15 protein-coding genes are annotated in these 17,001 nt (G+C 73.3%); 6 read left to right on the forward strand and 9 right to left on the reverse strand.

The window, feature by feature from the left end:
* The first annotated feature begins 20 nt into the window (after positions 1 to 20).
* Positions 21 to 1,076: a lysylphosphatidylglycerol synthase transmembrane domain-containing protein gene (locus tag DEJ28_RS11870; RefSeq protein WP_111114860.1), complete on the forward strand. Its 1,056-nt coding sequence runs from the start codon at positions 21 to 23 to the stop codon at positions 1,074 to 1,076.
* A gap of 57 nt (positions 1,077 to 1,133) precedes the next feature.
* Positions 1,134 to 2,276, forward strand: a complete 1,143-nt coding sequence (locus DEJ28_RS11875) for a glycosyltransferase family 4 protein (protein ID WP_111114859.1) — start codon at positions 1,134 to 1,136, stop codon at positions 2,274 to 2,276.
* Positions 2,277 to 2,323: 47 nt separating this feature from the next.
* Here DEJ28_RS11875 and purE read toward each other — a convergent pair whose 3' ends face one another.
* The 4 genes from purE to DEJ28_RS11895 form a co-directional block, all read right to left on the reverse strand.
* Positions 2,324 to 2,836 carry a 5-(carboxyamino)imidazole ribonucleotide mutase gene (purE, locus tag DEJ28_RS11880; RefSeq protein WP_220034598.1) on the reverse strand — a complete coding sequence of 171 codons (513 nt, stop codon included), beginning with the start codon at positions 2,834 to 2,836 and terminating at the stop codon, positions 2,324 to 2,326.
* 9 nt (positions 2,837 to 2,845) lie between these two features.
* Positions 2,846 to 3,979, reverse strand: a complete 1,134-nt coding sequence (locus tag DEJ28_RS11885) for a glycosyltransferase family protein (RefSeq protein WP_146248812.1) — start codon at positions 3,977 to 3,979, stop codon at positions 2,846 to 2,848.
* Between the two features lie 29 nt (positions 3,980 to 4,008).
* The gene (locus DEJ28_RS11890) at positions 4,009 to 5,583 is read right to left on the reverse strand and encodes a glycoside hydrolase family 6 protein (RefSeq protein ID WP_111114857.1); all 1,575 of its coding nucleotides are present in this window, start codon (positions 5,581 to 5,583) and stop codon (positions 4,009 to 4,011) included.
* Between the two features lie 207 nt (positions 5,584 to 5,790).
* Entirely contained in the window at positions 5,791 to 6,927 is a 1,137-nt protein-coding gene (locus DEJ28_RS11895; protein WP_111114856.1) for a 5-(carboxyamino)imidazole ribonucleotide synthase, read from the reverse strand.
* Positions 6,928 to 7,066: 139 nt separating this feature from the next.
* Between DEJ28_RS11895 and DEJ28_RS11900 the strand changes: the two genes are divergently transcribed.
* Entirely contained in the window at positions 7,067 to 7,636 is a 570-nt protein-coding gene (locus tag DEJ28_RS11900) for a GtrA family protein (protein ID WP_111114855.1), read from the forward strand.
* Between the two features lie 51 nt (positions 7,637 to 7,687).
* Positions 7,688 to 9,295 carry a DUF2142 domain-containing protein gene (locus DEJ28_RS11905; RefSeq protein WP_111114854.1) on the forward strand — a complete coding sequence of 536 codons (1,608 nt, stop codon included), beginning with the start codon at positions 7,688 to 7,690 and terminating at the stop codon, positions 9,293 to 9,295.
* A gap of 75 nt (positions 9,296 to 9,370) precedes the next feature.
* On the opposite strand, the gene DEJ28_RS11910 is transcribed toward DEJ28_RS11905, so the two are convergent.
* From DEJ28_RS11910 to DEJ28_RS11920, 3 genes are read right to left on the reverse strand one after another with little or no spacing between them, the layout of a single operon-like run.
* Positions 9,371 to 10,678 carry a UDP-glucose dehydrogenase family protein gene (locus DEJ28_RS11910; RefSeq protein WP_111114853.1) on the reverse strand — a complete coding sequence of 436 codons (1,308 nt, stop codon included), beginning with the start codon at positions 10,676 to 10,678 and terminating at the stop codon, positions 9,371 to 9,373.
* A 53-nt stretch (positions 10,679 to 10,731) separates the two neighbouring features.
* On the reverse strand, positions 10,732 to 11,280 hold the full coding sequence (locus DEJ28_RS11915) for a PH domain-containing protein (protein WP_181433644.1): 549 nt from the start codon (positions 11,278 to 11,280) through the stop codon (positions 10,732 to 10,734).
* 4 nt (positions 11,281 to 11,284) lie between these two features.
* Entirely contained in the window at positions 11,285 to 12,103 is an 819-nt protein-coding gene (locus DEJ28_RS11920) for a biotin--[acetyl-CoA-carboxylase] ligase (RefSeq protein ID WP_111114851.1), read from the reverse strand.
* Between the two features lie 74 nt (positions 12,104 to 12,177).
* Here DEJ28_RS11920 and DEJ28_RS11925 point away from each other — a divergent pair, with 74 nt between their 5' ends.
* Positions 12,178 to 13,773 carry an acyl-CoA carboxylase subunit beta gene (locus DEJ28_RS11925; protein ID WP_111114850.1) on the forward strand — a complete coding sequence of 532 codons (1,596 nt, stop codon included), beginning with the start codon at positions 12,178 to 12,180 and terminating at the stop codon, positions 13,771 to 13,773.
* A gap of 61 nt (positions 13,774 to 13,834) precedes the next feature.
* Complete coding sequence (locus DEJ28_RS11930; RefSeq protein WP_111114849.1) at positions 13,835 to 14,092, forward strand: acyl-CoA carboxylase subunit epsilon; 258 nt, start codon at positions 13,835 to 13,837, stop codon at positions 14,090 to 14,092.
* A 533-nt stretch (positions 14,093 to 14,625) separates the two neighbouring features.
* Here the strand turns inward: DEJ28_RS11930 and DEJ28_RS11935 are convergent.
* Together DEJ28_RS11935 and DEJ28_RS11940 are read right to left on the reverse strand one after the other, a co-directional pair.
* Entirely contained in the window at positions 14,626 to 15,675 is a 1,050-nt protein-coding gene (locus DEJ28_RS11935) for a DUF8320 family protein (protein ID WP_111114848.1), read from the reverse strand.
* Positions 15,672 to 16,955: a sensor histidine kinase gene (locus DEJ28_RS11940; protein ID WP_111114847.1), complete on the reverse strand. Its 1,284-nt coding sequence runs from the start codon at positions 16,953 to 16,955 to the stop codon at positions 15,672 to 15,674. Before DEJ28_RS11940 ends, DEJ28_RS11935 begins: the two co-directional genes overlap by 4 nt.
* Positions 16,956 to 17,001: the final 46 nt, after the last annotated feature.

Here is a 17,001-nt window from a genome sequence, read left to right on the forward strand (position 1 = left end):
TCCCTTAGAGTTGTCGGTCGATGGACGCACAACAGCCTACGGGGTCGCCCGCAGGGTCCCCGGACCCGCTCGACACCTCCGCCGACCCCGCCACGGCCGCCGTGCCGACCACCGGTCGGCGCGCTCGCGTGCTCACCGCGGTGAAGTGGGTGGCGGCCGTCGTGGCCGTGGCGTTCCTCGTCTGGAGCGTCGCGAAGCAGTGGGACAAGATCGTCCACGACTTCGCCAGCCTCGACGCGGTCACGGTCGTCGTCGGCATCGTCTTCACGCTCGTCGCGCTCGTGGCCAACATGCTGTCCTGGCGAGCGATGATGGCGGCGAGCGGGTACCGCGTGCGCCTCGCGGCCGCGTCCTCGATCTTCTTCGTCGGCCAGCTCGGCAAGTACATCCCCGGCGGCGTCTGGTCGATCGCCGCCCAGGCCGAGCTCGGCCGCGCGCACGGCCTGCAGCGCACCGGCAGCGCCGTGGCGGCCCTGGCCTCGATGCTCGTGAGCATCGTCACAGCAGCACTCGTCGGCATCGTCGCCGTCCTGCTCGCGTCGTCGACCGGCTTCGCGACCTTCTGGTGGCTCATCCCGCTCATCGTCATCGGGCTCGTCTGCCTCACCCCGCCCGTCCTCGGTCGGCTCATCGCCATCGCGTTCCGGGTGCTCCGTCGTCCCCCGCAGGACACCACGCTCACCTGGTCCGGCACCGTGATGTCGCTCGTCTGGTCCCTCGTCATGTGGGTGGCCTACGGCGTGCAGGCGTCCGTCGTGCTGCGGGCGTTCGGCGCCGACTCGCCCGCGCTCTTCCCGGTGGCCGTCGGCGCCTACGCGGTGGCGTGGTTGGTCGGCTTCGTGGTGATCATCGCCCCGGCCGGCATCGGTCCGCGCGAGGGCATCCTCGTCCTGCTCCTGGGCAGCGTCGCCGGGGGGTCCGCACCGCTCGCCCTCGCCGTGATCAGCCGCGTCTTCATGACCATCGGCGACGTCGTCCTCGCCGGTGTCGGGGCGGTCCTCGCTGCACGGCACCGCCGGGTCACCGCCGCGACGGCGCCCCGCGGGAGCACCCCGGTTCCTCCCCGTGCCGACTGATATGGTCGGTTTCCGACCGAGCCGTGCGCACGGCAGCACCACGAGGAGGCGCACCGCATGACAACACTCCACGTCGTCGTCGACCAGGTCGTCGCCCCCGTCCCGGGTGGCATCGGTCGCTACGCGGAGGAACTCACGCGGCACCTGATCGACAACGCGCCGGCAGGCTGCGACGTCGCCGGCATCGTGTCCGCCGTGAGCAAGGACGAGCTCGCCCACATCCGGACGCTGCTGCCCGGACTCGCCGACCTCGACCGGCTGGCGCTCCCCCGCCGTGAGCTCTCGCTCGCATGGCAGGGCGGCTTCGTCGGCAACGTCGGCCGCGGCATGGTGCACTCGCCGAGCGTGCTCGCGCCGCTCGTCAAGCACGACCGCTTCAGCGACCCCGGCCGCCAGACCGTCGTCACGGTGCACGACACCGTGCCGTGGACCCACCCCGAGACCCTGACCGCCCGCGGGGTGCAGTTCCACCGCGCCATGGTGAAGCGGGCGTGGAAGCACGCCGACGCCGTGGTGGTGCCGACGCACGCGGTCGCCGGTGCCCTCAACCAGATCCACCGCTTCGACGACCGACTCCGGGTCATCGGCGGCGCGCCGAGCGGTCGGCTTCGGACCCCGGTCGACGCCGACCTCCGTGCCGAACGGCTCGGGCTGCCGGACCGCTACGTGCTGGCCGTGGGGACGCTCGAGCCGCGCAAGGGTCTCACCTACCTCATCGAGGCGATGGCGCACCCCGATGCGCCCGCCGACATCCCGCTCGTCGTCTCCGGGCCGGACGGGTGGGGCGACGTCGACGTGTACGGCACCGCCGAGCGCGCCGGACTCGCCCGCGACCGGGTGAAGGTGCTCGGACGGATCGACGACGCCGACCTCGCCGTGGCCTACGACCGGGCGACGGTGTTCGTGTTCCCGAGTCTCGCCGAGGGCTTCGGCCTCCCCGTGATCGAGGCGATGAGCTTCGGCACCCCGGTCATCCACTCGGACGACGACGCCGTGCGCGAGGTCGCCTCGGACGCCGGTGTCACCGTCGCCCGTGACCCGCGCGACTCCTACCCGGAGCGACTGGCGCAGGCGGTCTACCAGGTCGTCAACGACCCGCTGCTCGCCGGGCAGCTCGCGGTCGCCGGACCGGACCGTGCGCGGATGTTCGACTGGAAGGACTCCGCTGCCGAGACCTGGCAGCTGCACGCCGACCTCTGATCGGGTCGGCCCTGGCCGGGCCGCCCTGACCAGGTCGGCCGCGTCCGTCAGAGCGAGTCGCGCAGGCGCTGTGCCTTCTCCTCGACGAGCTGCTCGAGTCCGTCGGCGTACTCCGCCAGCCGTGCCGCGACCGCTGCGTCGGACGAGCCGATGATGCGCGCCGCGAGGAGCCCCGCGTTCGCCGCACCGTTGATCGCCATCGTCGCGACGGGGATGCCGGCCGGCATCTGCACGATCGAGAGCAGCGAGTCGAGACCGTCGAGTCGCGCCAGCTGCACCGGGACGCCGATCACGGGGAGCGTCGTCATCGAGGCGACCATGCCGGGCAGGTGCGCCGCTCCCCCGGCACCGGCGATCACGACGCGGATGCCACGGGCCGCCGCACCGCGAGCGAAGCGGGTCATCTTGTCCGGGGTGCGGTGCGCGGAGACGACGTCGGCCTCGAAGGGGATGCCGAGCTCGGTGAGCATCTCGGCCGCCGCACGCATCGTCGGCCAGTCGGAGTCCGACCCCATGATGATCGAGACGAGCGGCTGGACGGGGGCTGCGGTGTCGGTCACGGCACGAGCCTAGCCGAGCAGGGCGGACCGCCAGGTGTCGCCGTCGTCGCCGATCACGCGCTCGGCACGCACCCACTCCGCCGCGGCCGGGTCGGCCCGGCCGGACTCGACCGCGGCGCGCACGGCGTCACGCCAGGCGCCGACGTCGTCGGGGACGGCGACGACGCCGTGGTCGGCCGCGCCCCGGTAGGACGGCCGGTCGGACACCACGGCGGGGAGCCCGAGCGCGGTGTACTCGATGGCCTTCAGGTCGCTCTTCGCCCGGTTGAACTCCTCGTCGCGGAGCGGGGCCACGCCGGCACGCCAGCGCTGCCGGTGGTCGACGAGCCAGCGGGAGAACGCCGGGTAGTGGCCGTCCGGCACCTCGACCCGGCGGTACCAGGCGGGTCCGTCCGGGTCCTCGGTGACGCCGATGACCTCGAGGCGGATCGGCACCCCGGCCGAGTCGGTCAGGTCGGTGAAGACGTCGCGGAGGAGCGCGAGGTCCGCGCCGTGGGTGAGCGTCCCCATGTAGAGGACGCGGTGCTCGTCCGCGGGGAGGTCGTCGTCGACGACCGGCTCCCCCGGCAGCCAGATCGTCGGGTCGAGGGCGTTCCGGACCATGACGACACGACGGGCGATCGGACGGACCACGGCGGCGAGCTCCTCGGTGCTCACCACCACCAGGTCGGCCCCGCGCACGAGCGCGTCGATCGAGGCGAGCCGGTCCGGGTCGTACTCGGCGCGGGCCAGGCGGTCGCGTCCGGAGTCCGTGAAGAAGTCGTCGTCGACCTCAGCCGCGACCCGGATGCCACGCGAGGCCGCGGCGGCGAGGAACGGCCCCACGAGGTCCCGCGGCAGGATGTCCCGCTGCACGAGGAGTGCCGCGTACGGGGTCTCGTCCGTGCCGTCGACGAACGCGGCGGGGTCGGCCTGCCGGACCTCCGCGCGGCCGCTCCGGGCCAGGTGCTCGATCCGGCGGACGACCCGCACGTGCGCGGACGCGGGGTGCGCTCCACCGCCGCCGGCCACCACGTAGCCGAGCACGGGGAGCGGCGCGGGTTCCGGCAGCGGCGCGGGCCGGGGTGCGGGTACCGCCGCCGGTGTCCCGGTCACGGCACGACGCAGCCGTCCGGCTGCACGACGGAGGAGATGACGCGGCATGCGGCCATCCTCCCGCACCCGCAGCCCCCTCAGCGCACGGTGAGGGTCTTGCAGCCCATCGACGTGTTCCCGCCGCCGCCGATGCCGATCGCGGTCAGGCAGACGCTGCGCCGGCCGCTGGGGACGGCGACGGTGGCGGCGACGCCGTGGTTCCGGCCCACGTGGTAGACGCGGTCGACGTCGGGCCGCAGGACGTTCGCCGTGGCGGTGCCGACGGTCTTGCCCGCCACCGTCACGCGCACCGAGACGGGCTTCGTGAGGTCGTCGCGGTCGAACACCCAGCCGCGGACGGTGACGCGACGGGTCGTGCCGGACGCCACCGATTCGAAGTGCACCTGCGGGGCCACGGCCGGCGCCTTGACCGTCGGCTTCGCCGTGGCGGTCGGGGTCGGGGTCGGGGTCGGCTTCGGCGAGGCCGATGCGGTCGGGGTCGCCGTCGCGGTCGGGGTCGGCTTGGGCGACGCGGTCGCCGTCGCGGTCGCAGCCGGCGTCGGCACAGCCGTCGGCACCGCCGTCGGCACAGCCGTCGGCGCCACCGCAGCAGGCGCAGCCGGCGCCGCGACCGCCGGGGTCCCGAGCCGCGCGTTCGCCACGAGTGCCTGTGCGAACGTCGACCACCACTTGCCCGCCGCCGGCGCGCCGCCGCACGTGCCGTCGCTCGCTCCCGGCGTCTTCACCCACAGCAGCGCGTCGAGGCCGGTGCCGTCCGACACGGTCCGGGGCGAGGTACCGAGCCCGGACCCCGGACCGTTGCACCAGGTCCCGCGCCAGCCCTGCCCGTTGCGGGAGGTGTCGATCACGTAGTGCGAGCCGCCCGTCGCCGCGGAGACCTTCTCGGCGTACGCCTGCTCCTGCGCGGTCGGGTAGTAGTTCGCGACGTTCGTGAAGAACCCGCGGGCGTTCTGCACGCCGGCGCTGGTGAGGCGCGCGGCGATCGTGGCGGGGGCCACCCAGTTCGAGTTGCCGGCGTCGAGGTACGCCGGGATGCCCGCCGCGGTGAAGGCGGCGACCTCGCGGGACAGGATCCGGTAGCGCTGCTGGTCGAGGACGTCGCTGCACGCCGCGTTGCTCAACATCGCGAGCGAGTCCGGCTCGACGACCACGGCCGCGCGGTGCCCGGCGAGGCGCGCGACGATCTGGTCGACCCACGCGTCGTACGTCGCCTCGTCGAAGCCGCCGGCGGAGTACCCGCCGCAGTCGCGCTGCGGGATGGCGTAGGTGACGAAGACGGGGGTGGTGCCGGCGCGCTCGGCCCCGGCGACGGCCGCGTCGATCGTCTTGGTGAGGGTCGCGCCCTGCGTCCAGTCGCCGAGCCAGATCGCGACGGGGTACTCGGCGATGGTCGTCGCGGCGGCTGCGCCGGCCGGGTCGCTCGTGGCGAGGGCGGTCACCTGCTTCGCGGCCTCGCTGGTGTCCGACCGGTACGGGCCGGCGCCGTAGAGGGTCGTGGACGATGCCGCCCGCAGCGCCGTGGCACTGGTCGCCGCGGTGGCGACGCCGGGTGTGAGCGCGCCCGCGGCGAGCGTGCCCGCGGCGATCGCGACGAGGGCGCCGACGGCGCCGAAGACGGTGGTGTTCGTGGTGCGGCGCGGTGCGCGGCGCATGTGGTGCTCCCTGCGGCTGACGGTCCCCTGACCCGTCCATGGGAGCACGTGCTCCGACGCCCCGTACACACGCCAGATCGGGTGCCACCCGACCGGGTGTCCGCCCTTCGGTGGACCAGCGCGTCACCGGCCACGGGCGGACTGGAGGCGCGTGGCGGCGCCGTCACGCGCCTCCAGGCCGGCAGCGACCGCGTCGTGACCGCAGCGTCAGTCGTCGAAGTGCGCTGCGGCGGACCGGGCCCGGTAGGTGACGTCGTCGACGTCGTCACCGATGACGGTGACGTGACCGATCTTCCGGCCCGGCCGCGGGGCCTTGCCGTAGAAGTGGTACTTCGCCTCGGGGAAGGCCTCGAGCGCTGCCGGGTAGCGGGCGGCGAGGTCGCCGTCCGCCGGACCGCCGAGCACGTTGACCATCACGGCGGCGGGAGCGTGCACGCCGGTGGCGCCGAGCGGCAGGTCGAGCACGGCGCGGAGGTGCTGCTCGAACTGGCTCGTGGTCGCACCGTCGATGGTCCAGTGCCCGGTGTTGTGCGGCCGCATGGCGAGCTCGTTGATGAGGATGCGCTCGTCGTCGGTCTGGAAGAGCTCCACCGCGAGCACCCCGGTGACCCCGAGCTCGGTCGCGATGCGGACGGCGATGTCCTCGGCGGCGTCGGCGAGCCGGCCGGCGCTGTCCGGCGCCGGGGCGAACACCTCGGCGCAGACCCCGTCGCGCTGCACCGTCTCGACGAGCGGCCAGGCGACGACCTCGCCGGAGGGGCGACGGGCCACCGACTGCGCGAGCTCGCGGGTGAAGGCCACGAGTTCCTCGACGAGGAGCGCCTGCCCGCCGCCGGTCTCGGCCACGGCGATGAACCAGTCGGCGACGTCGGCCGGGTCGGAGACGACGCGGACGCCCTTGCCGTCGTACCCGCCGCGCGGGGTCTTCACGACGGCACGTCCGCCGTGGTCGTCGAGGAACGCCTGCAGCTCGTCGGGGTCCTGCACGGCGGCCCAGTCCGGCACCGGCAGGCCGAGCTCGGTGAGGCGGGTGCGCATCGTGATCTTGTCCTGGGCGACGGCGAGCGCCTCCGGTCCGGGGCGCACGGCGACGCCGGCCTCGACGAGTGCGCGGAGGACGTCCTGCGGCACGTGCTCGTGGTCGAAGGTGACGACGTCGACCCCGCGCGCGAAGGCCAGGACGGTGTCGACGTCGTGGTAGTCGCCCTCGGCGGTGGCGGCGATCGCGGCGGACATGTCCGGTCCCTCGGCGAGCACCCGGATGTCGAGACCGAGCTCGACCGCGGCGGGCACCATCATCCGTGCCAGCTGTCCTCCACCGATGACCCCGACGCGCAACGCCATGCTGTGTGTTCCTTCCGTCGTTCTCACCGTGCCGGGAGAGCGTCCTGTCTACAATCGCTGTTCGGGTCGCACCTTCGCGCGATCCGCTCGAGACGTGCAGTGCACGACCAGCGACAACTCTACGGACCATGGAGAACCCGTGCGGCGACTGATAGCCCAACTGGCCCGCTTCGGCGTGGTCGGCGCCGTCGGCTTCGTCGTCGACACCGCGATCTTCAACGTGCTCCGTGCGACGGTCTTCAACCCCGACGACGTCCACTCCGGCCCGTTCTGGGCGAAGGTCGTCTCCACCGTGGTCGCGATCTTCGTGAACTGGATGGGCAACCGCTACTGGACCTTCCGCGACCAGCGCCGTTCGGTCGCCACCCGCGAGGGCGTGGAGTTCGTCATCGTGTCCCTCGGCGGCATGGTCATCTCGCTCGGCTGCCTGGCGGTGTCCCACTACGTGCTCGGGTTGACCTCGGCGCTGGCGGACAACGTCTCCGGCAACGTGATCGGCCTGCTGCTCGGCACCGCGTTCCGGTTCTGGCTGTACAAGGTCTGGGTCTACCACCCGGAGCGCAGCGGGCAGGGCGAGCCGGTCGGCGCGCAGCGGTCGACGGGCGTGTCCCGGGCGCCCGAGCCGTCCGGGGTGTCGGAACCGTCCGGGGTGTCCGAGCCGTCCGGGGTGTCCGAACCGTCCGAGGTGTCCGAGGTCTCCGGCCAGTAGGCTCGTCGAGCCGCTCGCCCGGTGGCACCGCCGTCCCGAGGAGCCCCGTCGATGCCGCCCGCCCCGCACCCCGCCGTCACCCGACGCGAGGGACTGGGCGTCGCGCTCCTGACCGCGGTGTTCGGCCTGTGGCTCGTGCTCTGGGCGCTCGTCGTCCCCGCGTTCCAGGCGCCTGACGAACCGGCGCACTTCGACGCCGCCGTGCACGTCGCGACGGGCAGCGGCTGGCCCGCGCCGGGCACGCTGCACGTGTCGAACGCCGTGGTCGCGGCGCAGCAGGAGCAGGCGTCGCAGCCTGCGTCCGGCACCTCCGGCACGTCCGGCGCGGACGGCACGTCCGGCGCGGACGGCTGGTCGACCGTCGGAGCACTGCTCGCCGCCCACCCCGGGGACTCGGCCACGGTCGACCAGATGACGCAGCACCCGCCGACGGCCTACGCCGTCGACGCGCTGGTGCTCCGCGCCGTCCACTTCGGTTCCCTGCGCTGGGACCACGCCGTCCTGGCGCTGCGGCTCGCGGACGCCGCGCTGGTCATGCCCCTCGCACTCCTCGCCTGGGCCGCCGTCCGCCGGGCCACCCGGTCACCCCGGGCCGCGCTCGTCGCCCCGCTGGCACTGTTCGCGACGCCGCAGCTCGCGTCGATCGGCGCGTCGGTGACGAACGACGCACCGGTCCTGCTGCTCGGCGGCGCGGTGGTCTGGCTGGCCGTCCGGCTCCTCACCGGGGACCTCCGCACCCGCACGCTCGTCGCGCTCGGCGTCGTCACCGCCGCGCTCGTCTGGACGAAGGGCACCGGGTTGCCGGCGGTGCCGTTCGTCGGGCTCGTCGCGGTCGTCGCCGGAGCCGGGGTACTGCCCCTCGCCCGGAGGCTGGTCCGCACGGTCGTCGTGCTCGGCACCACGGCCGTGCTCGGGTCGTGGTGGTGGCTGCACAACCTCGTCGCGTACCACCGCCTGCAGCCGGACGGCTACGCGTCGATCCGGCCGCCGGCCGACTTCCCGCCGGGTGAGCACCCGTCGGTGCTGCACTTCGCCGACGTCAGCTGGGGCACGATCGCCCGCACGTTCTGGGGCAGCCCGGGCCAGCGTGCGCAGGTCAGCATCGGCGACCTGCTCACCGCCGTGCTGACGGTCGTCGCGGTCGTGGTGGTCCTCGGATGGGCGTTCCGTCGCCCCCGCTCCGGCCCCGACACGCGTCCGATGGCCTGGTGCCTCGCCGTGTTCCCGGTGCTGCTCCTCGCGCTGCAGACGGCCAGCAGCGCCCGCGCCTACCTCGACACCACACAGGTCGCCGGCACCCAGGGCCGGTACCTGTTCCCCGCGCTCCTCGCCCTCGTCGTGCTCAGCGCGCTCGCGTGGCGTCGGATCCCGGGCACTCCGGCAGGCCGTCGCGCCCTCGCCACCGCCGTCGCCGTCACCGCCCCCGGCATCGGCGTCTACGGGCTCGCCGTCGTCGCGGCCTGGTTCTGGAACGGCGCCCGGTCCCCGGTCACGGCCGAGGGCATCGACCGGTACGCCGCCACCGGTCCGGTGCCGTTCGCCGTCGTGCTCGTCGTCGCGGGGCTCGTCGCGGTGGGCCTGGTCGTCGCGGTCGTGCAGGTGGCCCGGTGGCACCAGTCTGGAGGCGCGGCTCGCCCCGCTCCGTCGGCCAACGTCTGACGACGGTCGGCTCCGAGTGCATGACGAAGGCCGCGCCCGTGGGCGCGGCCTCCGTGGTCGGTGCAGCGGCTGCGGTCAGCGCCCCATGCCGCGGTAGGTGAAGCCAGCAGCGGTCCACGCGTCGCGGTCGAGGCAGTTGCGCCCGTCGACGACGACCGGGACCGACATCAGGGTCGCCGCCGTGGTGGCGTCGAGTTCGCGGAACTCGTTCCACTCGGTGAGCACGAGCACGATGTCGGCATCGCGGAGGGCGTCCGTCGCATGCTCGACGTACTCGAGCTCCGGGTGGATGCGACGAGCGGTGACGACGGCCTCGGGGTCGTAGGCGGCGACGGCGGCGCCGAGCTCGTGGAGCCGCGCCGCGATGTCGAGCGCCGGCGAGTCACGGACGTCGTCGGAGTTCGGCTTGAAGGCGAGCCCGAGCACGGCCACGCGCTTGCCGGTGACCGCACCGCCGAGGAGCTCCTGTGCGAGCTCGACCACGTGCGCGCGACGGCGGAGGTTGGTGGCGTCGACGTCGGCGAGGAACGCCAGCGACTCCCCCACCCCGAGCTCGTTCGCCCGGGCCTGGAACGCCCGGATGTCCTTCGGCAGGCACCCGCCGCCGAAGCCGAGCCCGGCGTTCAGGAACTTCCGGCCGATGCGGGCGTCGTGCCCGATCGCGTCGGCGAGCGCCGTGACGTCGGCGCCGGACACCTCGGCGATCTCGGCCATCGAGTTGATGAACGAGATCTTCGTCGCGAGGAACGCGTTCGCGCTGATCTTCACGAGCTCGGCGGTGGGCAGGTTCACCACGAGACGGGGCGTGCCGGTGGCGAGCGCCTCGGCGTAGACCTCGTCGAGGGTGTCCACGGCGCGCTGGCCGGCCTCGCCGTCGGGCACGCCGTACACGAAGCGGTCCGGGGAGATCGTGTCCTGGACCGCGAAGCCCTCACGGAGGAACTCGGGGTTCCACACGAGCGTCGCGCCCGGCACGGCGGCGTCGACCTCGGCGGCGAGCCGCGCGGCGGTGCCCACGGGGACCGTCGACTTGCCGACCACGAAGTCGTCCGCGGACAGGTACGGGGTGAGCGCGGCCACCGCGGCGTCGACGTAGGTGAGGTCCGCGGCGCCGGTCGGGCCCTGCGGGGTGCCGACGGCGAGGAAGTGCACGCGGGCACCGGCGACCTCGGACATGTCCGTCGTGAAGCGGATCCGCCCGAAGGCGAGGGCCTCGCTGAGGATCTCGGGGAGACCGGGCTCGAAGAACGGGGCCTCGCCCGCCGCGAGCCGTTCGATCTTCACCGGATCGACGTCGACGGCGACGACGTCGTGTCCGAGCTTGGCCATGGATGCGGCGTGCACGGCACCGAGGTACCCGCAGCCGATGACAGAGATTCGCACGGGGAGACGCTACCGGGTTCTCGTCGAACTTCCACCGTGCGGGAGTCGGCGGGTCAGGGCCGGACGTCGCCCCACTGCGGGCGGTCGGCACGGCCGACGATCTCGTCCCAGTCGGGCTCGCGGTGGCGCCGACGGGCTTCGTGGGCCTCGACCATGTCGTGCAGCACGGCCACGACGAGGTCGGCGTGCGGGACGTCCGCCAGCACCACGGCCGGCTCGTCGCCCGGGAACACGAGGACGTCCCCGGACCGGAACATGCCCTGCAGGCCCCGCCGACGGACCGTGACGTCGTAGCCCCGCGAGTGCAGGAGCTCCCGCCGGGTCCGCGTGCCGAGGCCGTGCACGACGACGAGGCGCCGCGTGGTGACCACGTACCGCTCGGACATCCACCGGAACAGGGGCATCGCGCCGCCGAGGAACAGCAGGACGAGGACGAGGCCGGCCACCACGGCGTTGAGCCACGCGAGCTGGGCCTGGAAGACGCCGAAGCCGAAGCCGCCGGCCGCCATGACGACCACCACGAAGACCGCGGGCCGCACGAGCCGGCGCGCGTGCGGCCGCAGGCGTGCGACGACGCGTTCGGGCGGGGGCTCGTCGGTCATGTCGTCATGCATACCGCAGGTGGGTGACGTCCCCCACGGCGACGCCCCTGGAGACACCCGCTCGATCCCGGATCGTGATGCGCCCGTCGTCGTCGATGCCGGTGGCCTCCGCCTCCAGGTGCGTGCCGTCCGGCAGCTCGATCCGGACGCGCTGCCCGATCGTGCCGCAGGCCGACCGGACGTGGGACCGGACCGTCTCGGCGGCCGCACCGCCCGCGACCAGGGCGGCCACTGCCTCCAGGACGGCGCCGTGGAAGGCGACCAGCACCGCGTCGGCGAGCTCGGCGGCGGACCCGTGCGCACCCGCGACGGCCAGCGAGGTGGACGTGGGCGTCGGGAGCCGGTCCGCGGGGATCGTGAGGTTCACGCCGGCGCCGACCACGACGCTGCCGTCGGAGGCGACCTGGCAGAGGATGCCGCACACCTTGCGGCCGTCGATCTGGACGTCGTTCGGCCACTTCACGAGCACGGCGCCGTCGGTTTCGGCCGATCCCTCGTCGCCGAGCGCCCGGTGGATCGCATCGCGCATCGCCGCGCCCGCGACGAGCGGGAGCCAGCCGCGGTCGCGCTCGTCGAGGTCCGCGCGGACGAGCAGGCTCACCGCGAGCGTCTCACCGGCCGGCGCCGACCAGGAGCGGTCCAGGCGACCACGCCCGGCGGTCTGGTCGAGCGTCACGAGCACACTGCCGTGGGGCTGCTCCGGGGCGAGCCCGAGGAGGTCGGCGTTCGTCGACCCCGTCGTCGTCGGGGCGGTGAACACCGCGCCGACCGCGGTCGTGGCCGCTCGGCTCTGCGGGAACGACGGCGACGCGGGTGTGGACATGCACGCAAATGTACGGCCAGGAACCGTGGGGGTCCTCCAACCGACCGCGTGGCCGCCGCCGGTAGGGTGAGCGGGTGACTTCAGGAGACACCCCCGATCTCTCGACGACGGCCGGCCGGCTCGCCGACCTCCGCGAGCGGTACCACGAAGCAGTGACCGCCGCGGGCGAGGCCGCGATCGCGAAGCAGCACGCCAAGGGCAAGGGCACGGCGCGCGAACGGATCGAGCAGCTGCTCGACGAGAACTCGTTCGTCGAGTTCGACGAGTTCGTCCGCCACCGCACCCACGCCTTCGGGATGGAGGCCAAGCGCCCCTACGGGGACGCGGTCGTCACCGGCGTCGGCACCATCCACGGCCGGAACGTCGCCGTGTACGCGCAGGACTTCACCGTCTTCGGCGGGTCCCTCGGCGAGGTCGCCGGCGAGAAGATCATCAAGGTGATGGAACACGCCATCAAGACCGGCGTGCCGATCATCGGCATCCTCGACTCCGGCGGCGCACGCATCCAGGAAGGCGTGGTCGCGCTCGGCAAGTACGGCGAGATCTTCCGCCTCAACACGCAGGCGTCCGGGGTCATCCCGCAGCTCTCGATCGTGATGGGCCCGGCAGCGGGCGGCGCCGTGTACTCCCCCGCGCTCACCGACTTCGTGATCATGGTCGACAAGACCAGCCACATGTTCGTCACCGGCCCCGACGTCATCAAGACCGTGACCGGTGAGGACGTCGGCTTCGAGGAACTCGGCGGCGCCCAGACGCACAACGCCGTCTCCGGTGTCGCGCACTACCTCGCCGAGGACGAGACCGACGCCCTCGACTACGCCCGGTCGCTCATCGGGTTCCTGCCGGACAACAACCTCTCCGACCCGCCCGCGTACGACGTCGCCCCGGAGCTCGAGACCACCGACGCCGACCGCGAGCTCGACGTCGTCATCCCGGACTCCGCGAACCAGCCGTACGACGTCACGACGATCATCGAGCACCTCGTCGACGACGGCGAGTTCCTCGAGGTCCAGCCACTCTTCGCGCCGAACATCCTCATCGGCTTCGGCCGGATCGAGGGTCGCACCGTCGGCATCATCGCGAACCAGCCGCAGGCCATGGCCGGCACGCTCAACATCGACGCCGGCGAGAAGGCCGCACGCTTCGTGCGGTTCTGCGACGCGTTCGGGATCCCGATCCTCACCCTCGTCGACGTCCCCGGCTACCTGCCCGGCACCGACCAGGAGTGGACCGGCGTGATCCGCCGCGGCGCGAAGCTCCTCTACGCCTACGCCGAGGCCACCGTCCCGCTGGTCACCGTCATCACCCGCAAGGCCTACGGCGGCGCCTACATCGTGATGGGGTCGAAGCAGCTCGGCGCCGACATCAACCTGGCGTGGCCGACCGCCGAGATCGCGGTCATGGGCGGTCAGGGCGCCGTCAACATCCTGTACCGCGCCGAGATCAAGCGCGCCGAGGAATCGGGCGAGGACGTCGCCGCGGTGCGGGCCAAGCTCGCGAACGAGTACACCTACAACGTCGCGTCGCCGTACCTCGCCGCCGAGCGCGGTGAGCTCGACGGGATCATCCAGCCGCACGCCACCCGCGTGTCGGTCATCAAGGCGCTGCGGGCCCTCCGCGGCAAGCGCGCCTCGGTGCCGCCGAAGAAGCACGGGAACATCCCACTGTGAGTGCGCTGCACCTGCAACTGCGCTCGGGCTCGCGCTCGGGCTCGGGCATGGTGGCCGCCTGATGGGCCGCCACGCCGCTGCGGTCCCCGCCGAGGAGCCCGTCTCGGTCGGGGCAGCCGTCCGCGTCGTGTCGGGCGACCCCACACCCGAGGAGCTCGCAGCCGTCATCGCCGTGCTGCAGCGTCAGGCCGACGAGGCCGCGTCGCTCGGCCGGCCCGAGGCCATCGTCTCGCCGCGCACCGGCTGGGACGCCTCGGCCCGAGGGCTCCGGCGTCCGCTCGAGCACGGTGCGGGTGCCTGGACGCGTTCGCTCCGCTGATCCGTGTTGCGCAGGGCCGCGCGTCGCGTGGTGACGGGCTCTTGCGCGCGCTGACGGGCTCTTGCGCGCGCTGCCGGCAACGGGCGACCATGTACCCCTGGGTATCGAGTCATCCGCTGCGTTGCAGGGTGCACTTCCCGGTCGGTCTCCCCTCAGACGGGGGACATCACCGGTCGACCGGGTCTGAAAACGCCTGATTTGTCCCCCATAATGACGACTGACAGACCAGTTGGCGGCAGGCATAGTAGTTGTTGTTCGGTGTCCTTCAACGAAGAACATCGCAGGCGGTGGCCGACTAGGGTACGAAGCCACCACCAGCTACGAGTCAGGGCGATATTCGGGTTGTCGCTCAGATTCGGGTCGTGAACGGGCCGGTCGGATTCCGACCGGCCCGTTCCCCGTTTCCGGGCGGCGTTCGTGTCGAACGACCGAGCCAGTACGACATCGCCGACGTCGTACGACATCGCCGACGTCGAACGACAACGACGATGCCGTTCCCCTGCGCCCGCCGGCACCAGCAGCAGCGCCCAGCCCTACGCGGGGACGTGCCGCGGGATCTCCAGCCAGATCACGACGGAGTCGTCCGCGTCGCCGTCGTCGTCGTCGAGCCCCGCCCCGAGCGCCGCCGACTCGCTCGCCGCCAGGTCCAGCCGGAGGCCGACGACGGTCACGGCCGAGTCGGAGCCCTCGGAGACGGTGCGGACGATGACGTTGTCGGCCTCGCGGGCCTGGCGCAGCGCCTCGGCGATCCGGACGTGCACACGACGCAGGTCCTCGATCTCGAGGTCGTCGAGGCCGCCGTCGTCGTGCAGCTGCACCGTGGCGCCGCGACGTCGGAGGTGCATGACCTCCTCGCGCACCTCCTCGGAGAGCAGGGACCGGCCGCGGATCTCGTCACGGATGGCCTGCTCGAGGTGCAGGCACTCGTCACGCTCGGCGGCGTCGAGGTCTCCCCCGGTGTCGATGATCCGCTGCAGCATCGGCAGCGCCATCCGTGTCGTCTGGCTGAGGCGGAACTGCCGCTCGAACACGTGCGCGTCCTGCGCCGCCTGCCAGTCCGCGGTCTCCTGCTCGGCACGGATGAAGTCGCGCGTGACCCGTGTGGCACGGTTCATCGCGACGGCGAACCCGGTGGCGATCGCGACCCACGACACGCTGCCGACCACCCCGAGGGACCCGAGCGCGCCGAGCCCCGCCCACGCGACGGTGTGCACGGCGAGGAAGCCGACGCCGATCCACGCGAAGGGTCCGCGCCCACGGACGACGAGCACCACCATCAGCGTGCCCACGGCGGCGATCCACCACGTGTTGTAGCCGGGGCCGGAGCGGAGCTCCACCACCGGGGACGCGACGATCGGCATGACGACCGCGGTCGCGAGCGCGAAGCACGTCGCCCAGATCGGCAGCGTCCGGCCGGGGACGAAGAGCGCCGCACCCGTCGCGGCGGCGTAGAGGACCATGCACGCGAGCACCGGTCCGGCGTCGAGGACCCGCGGCAGCGTCGTGGCGGCGAGGAGCAGGTGGTAGACGGAGAACAGCGCGGCGAGCCCGATCGCGACGCCGGCGGGGATCGAGACCTTCACCGGTCGCCCTCCGTCCGCGGCGTCCAGTCGAGCCGGACACGGGTTCCGGTGCCGGGAGCGGTGACCACCTCGGCGTGACCGTCGACCGCGACCACGCGCTCGACGATCGACCGTCGGACCCCGAGCCGCTCGGCCGGGATCGCGTCGAGGTCGAAGCCGGCCCCGTCGTCGCCGACCTCGATCCGCACCCCGGCGCCGTGCTGCTCGACGACGATCCAGCGGTCGACCTCGGGCCCACCGGCGTGCTGCACGCTGTTCACGGCCGCCTGCAGCGCCGCGGAGGCCAGGGCGTCGGCGACGGTCGCCGGCACCCGGGTGCTGCCGACCTGTTGTCCCTGCACCCGCACGGGCGCGGCGAGCGCGCCGACCGCATCGGTGATCCGGGCACGGAGGTCGGCGAGCGACACGGGTGGAGCGCCCGCCGGGTCGTCGGACGCCGCCGCCTCGAGGTGGTCGATCGCGTTCCGCGCCATCCGCGCGGCGAGCCGTTCGGCGTCGACCGTCTCGGCACGGGCCGCGGACAGCAGCGTCGTGAGCACGCTGTCGTGCACGATCGCGTCGACCTGGACGCGCTCGACCTCGGTCGCGTGCTCCCGGATGGCGTGCGAGTAGCGGCGGACGGCGGTGGCCTGGGCGGCGTCGACGGCGGTGGCCGCTCGACGGAGGACGACCGCGATGACGAGGACGGCACCACTGAGGATCGCCGTGTACACGCCGTCGAGGAGCGCCCGGACACCGGCGTCCCCACCGACGGGAGTGAGCCGGATGACCACGTACACGGTGGGCACGAGCGCCGTGTAGACCGTCGCCCGCCACGGCGCGAAGCCCATCGCGGCGGCCGTCGAGCCGACGGTGCAGAGCCACCACGGCCACGGCACCTGGTCGGACGGGATCGGTTCCCGGACGGTCAGCGGCCACGTGACCAGCGCGACGAGGAACAGCAGCGCGCAGACGATCTGCGCCAGCTGGGCCACCGGACGGATGAACACCGACGCGCCGACGAACAGGAACGACGCCGCGAGCCCGCACGCCACGACCGGGCCCCAGAACGGGTCGAGGAACGGCAGCTGCGCGAGGACGGCGGGCACCGTGGTCGCGCCGAAGCCCAGCGCCGCCACGGCGATGAGGATCGCGAACGCGCGCTCGACGGACGCCTGGGTGATCGTCGCACGGACGATCCGCGACGGGTCCGCGCCGAAGGGCGCCTGCTCGGAGCCCCTGGGCCCGGAACCACTCCGAGCGACCGGACGGGAGCGCGCCGCGCCGGAAGCACCAGCCACCCCGCCCGATCGCGACGGACCGGACGTGGGTGCCGCGTCAGCCGCA

Origin of the sequence: Curtobacterium sp. MCPF17_002, from assembly GCF_003234115.2 — a bacterium.
In the GTDB taxonomy this organism is placed as follows: Bacteria; Actinomycetota; Actinomycetes; order Actinomycetales; family Microbacteriaceae; genus Curtobacterium.

Bases quoted from the DNA above. Each gene is read 5' to 3' on its own strand.
- DEJ28_RS11920 (WP_111114851.1), bottom strand. From the start codon at position 12,103: ATGTCCACACCCGCGTCGCCGTCGTTCCCGCAGAGCCGAGCGGCCACG.
- DEJ28_RS11915 (WP_181433644.1), bottom strand. From the start codon at position 11,280: ATGACCGACGAGCCCCCGCCCGAACGCGTCGTCGCACGCCTGCGGCCG.
- DEJ28_RS11870 (WP_111114860.1), top strand. From the start codon at position 21: ATGGACGCACAACAGCCTACGGGGTCGCCCGCAGGGTCCCCGGACCCG.
- DEJ28_RS11885 (WP_146248812.1), bottom strand. From the start codon at position 3,979: ATGCCGCGTCATCTCCTCCGTCGTGCAGCCGGACGGCTGCGTCGTGCC.
- DEJ28_RS11875 (WP_111114859.1), top strand. From the start codon at position 1,134: ATGACAACACTCCACGTCGTCGTCGACCAGGTCGTCGCCCCCGTCCCG.
- DEJ28_RS11930 (WP_111114849.1), top strand. From the start codon at position 13,835: ATGGGCCGCCACGCCGCTGCGGTCCCCGCCGAGGAGCCCGTCTCGGTC.
- DEJ28_RS11895 (WP_111114856.1), bottom strand. From the start codon at position 6,927: ATGGCGTTGCGCGTCGGGGTCATCGGTGGAGGACAGCTGGCACGGATG.
- DEJ28_RS11890 (WP_111114857.1), bottom strand. From the start codon at position 5,583: ATGCGCCGCGCACCGCGCCGCACCACGAACACCACCGTCTTCGGCGCC.
- DEJ28_RS11905 (WP_111114854.1), top strand. From the start codon at position 7,688: ATGCCGCCCGCCCCGCACCCCGCCGTCACCCGACGCGAGGGACTGGGC.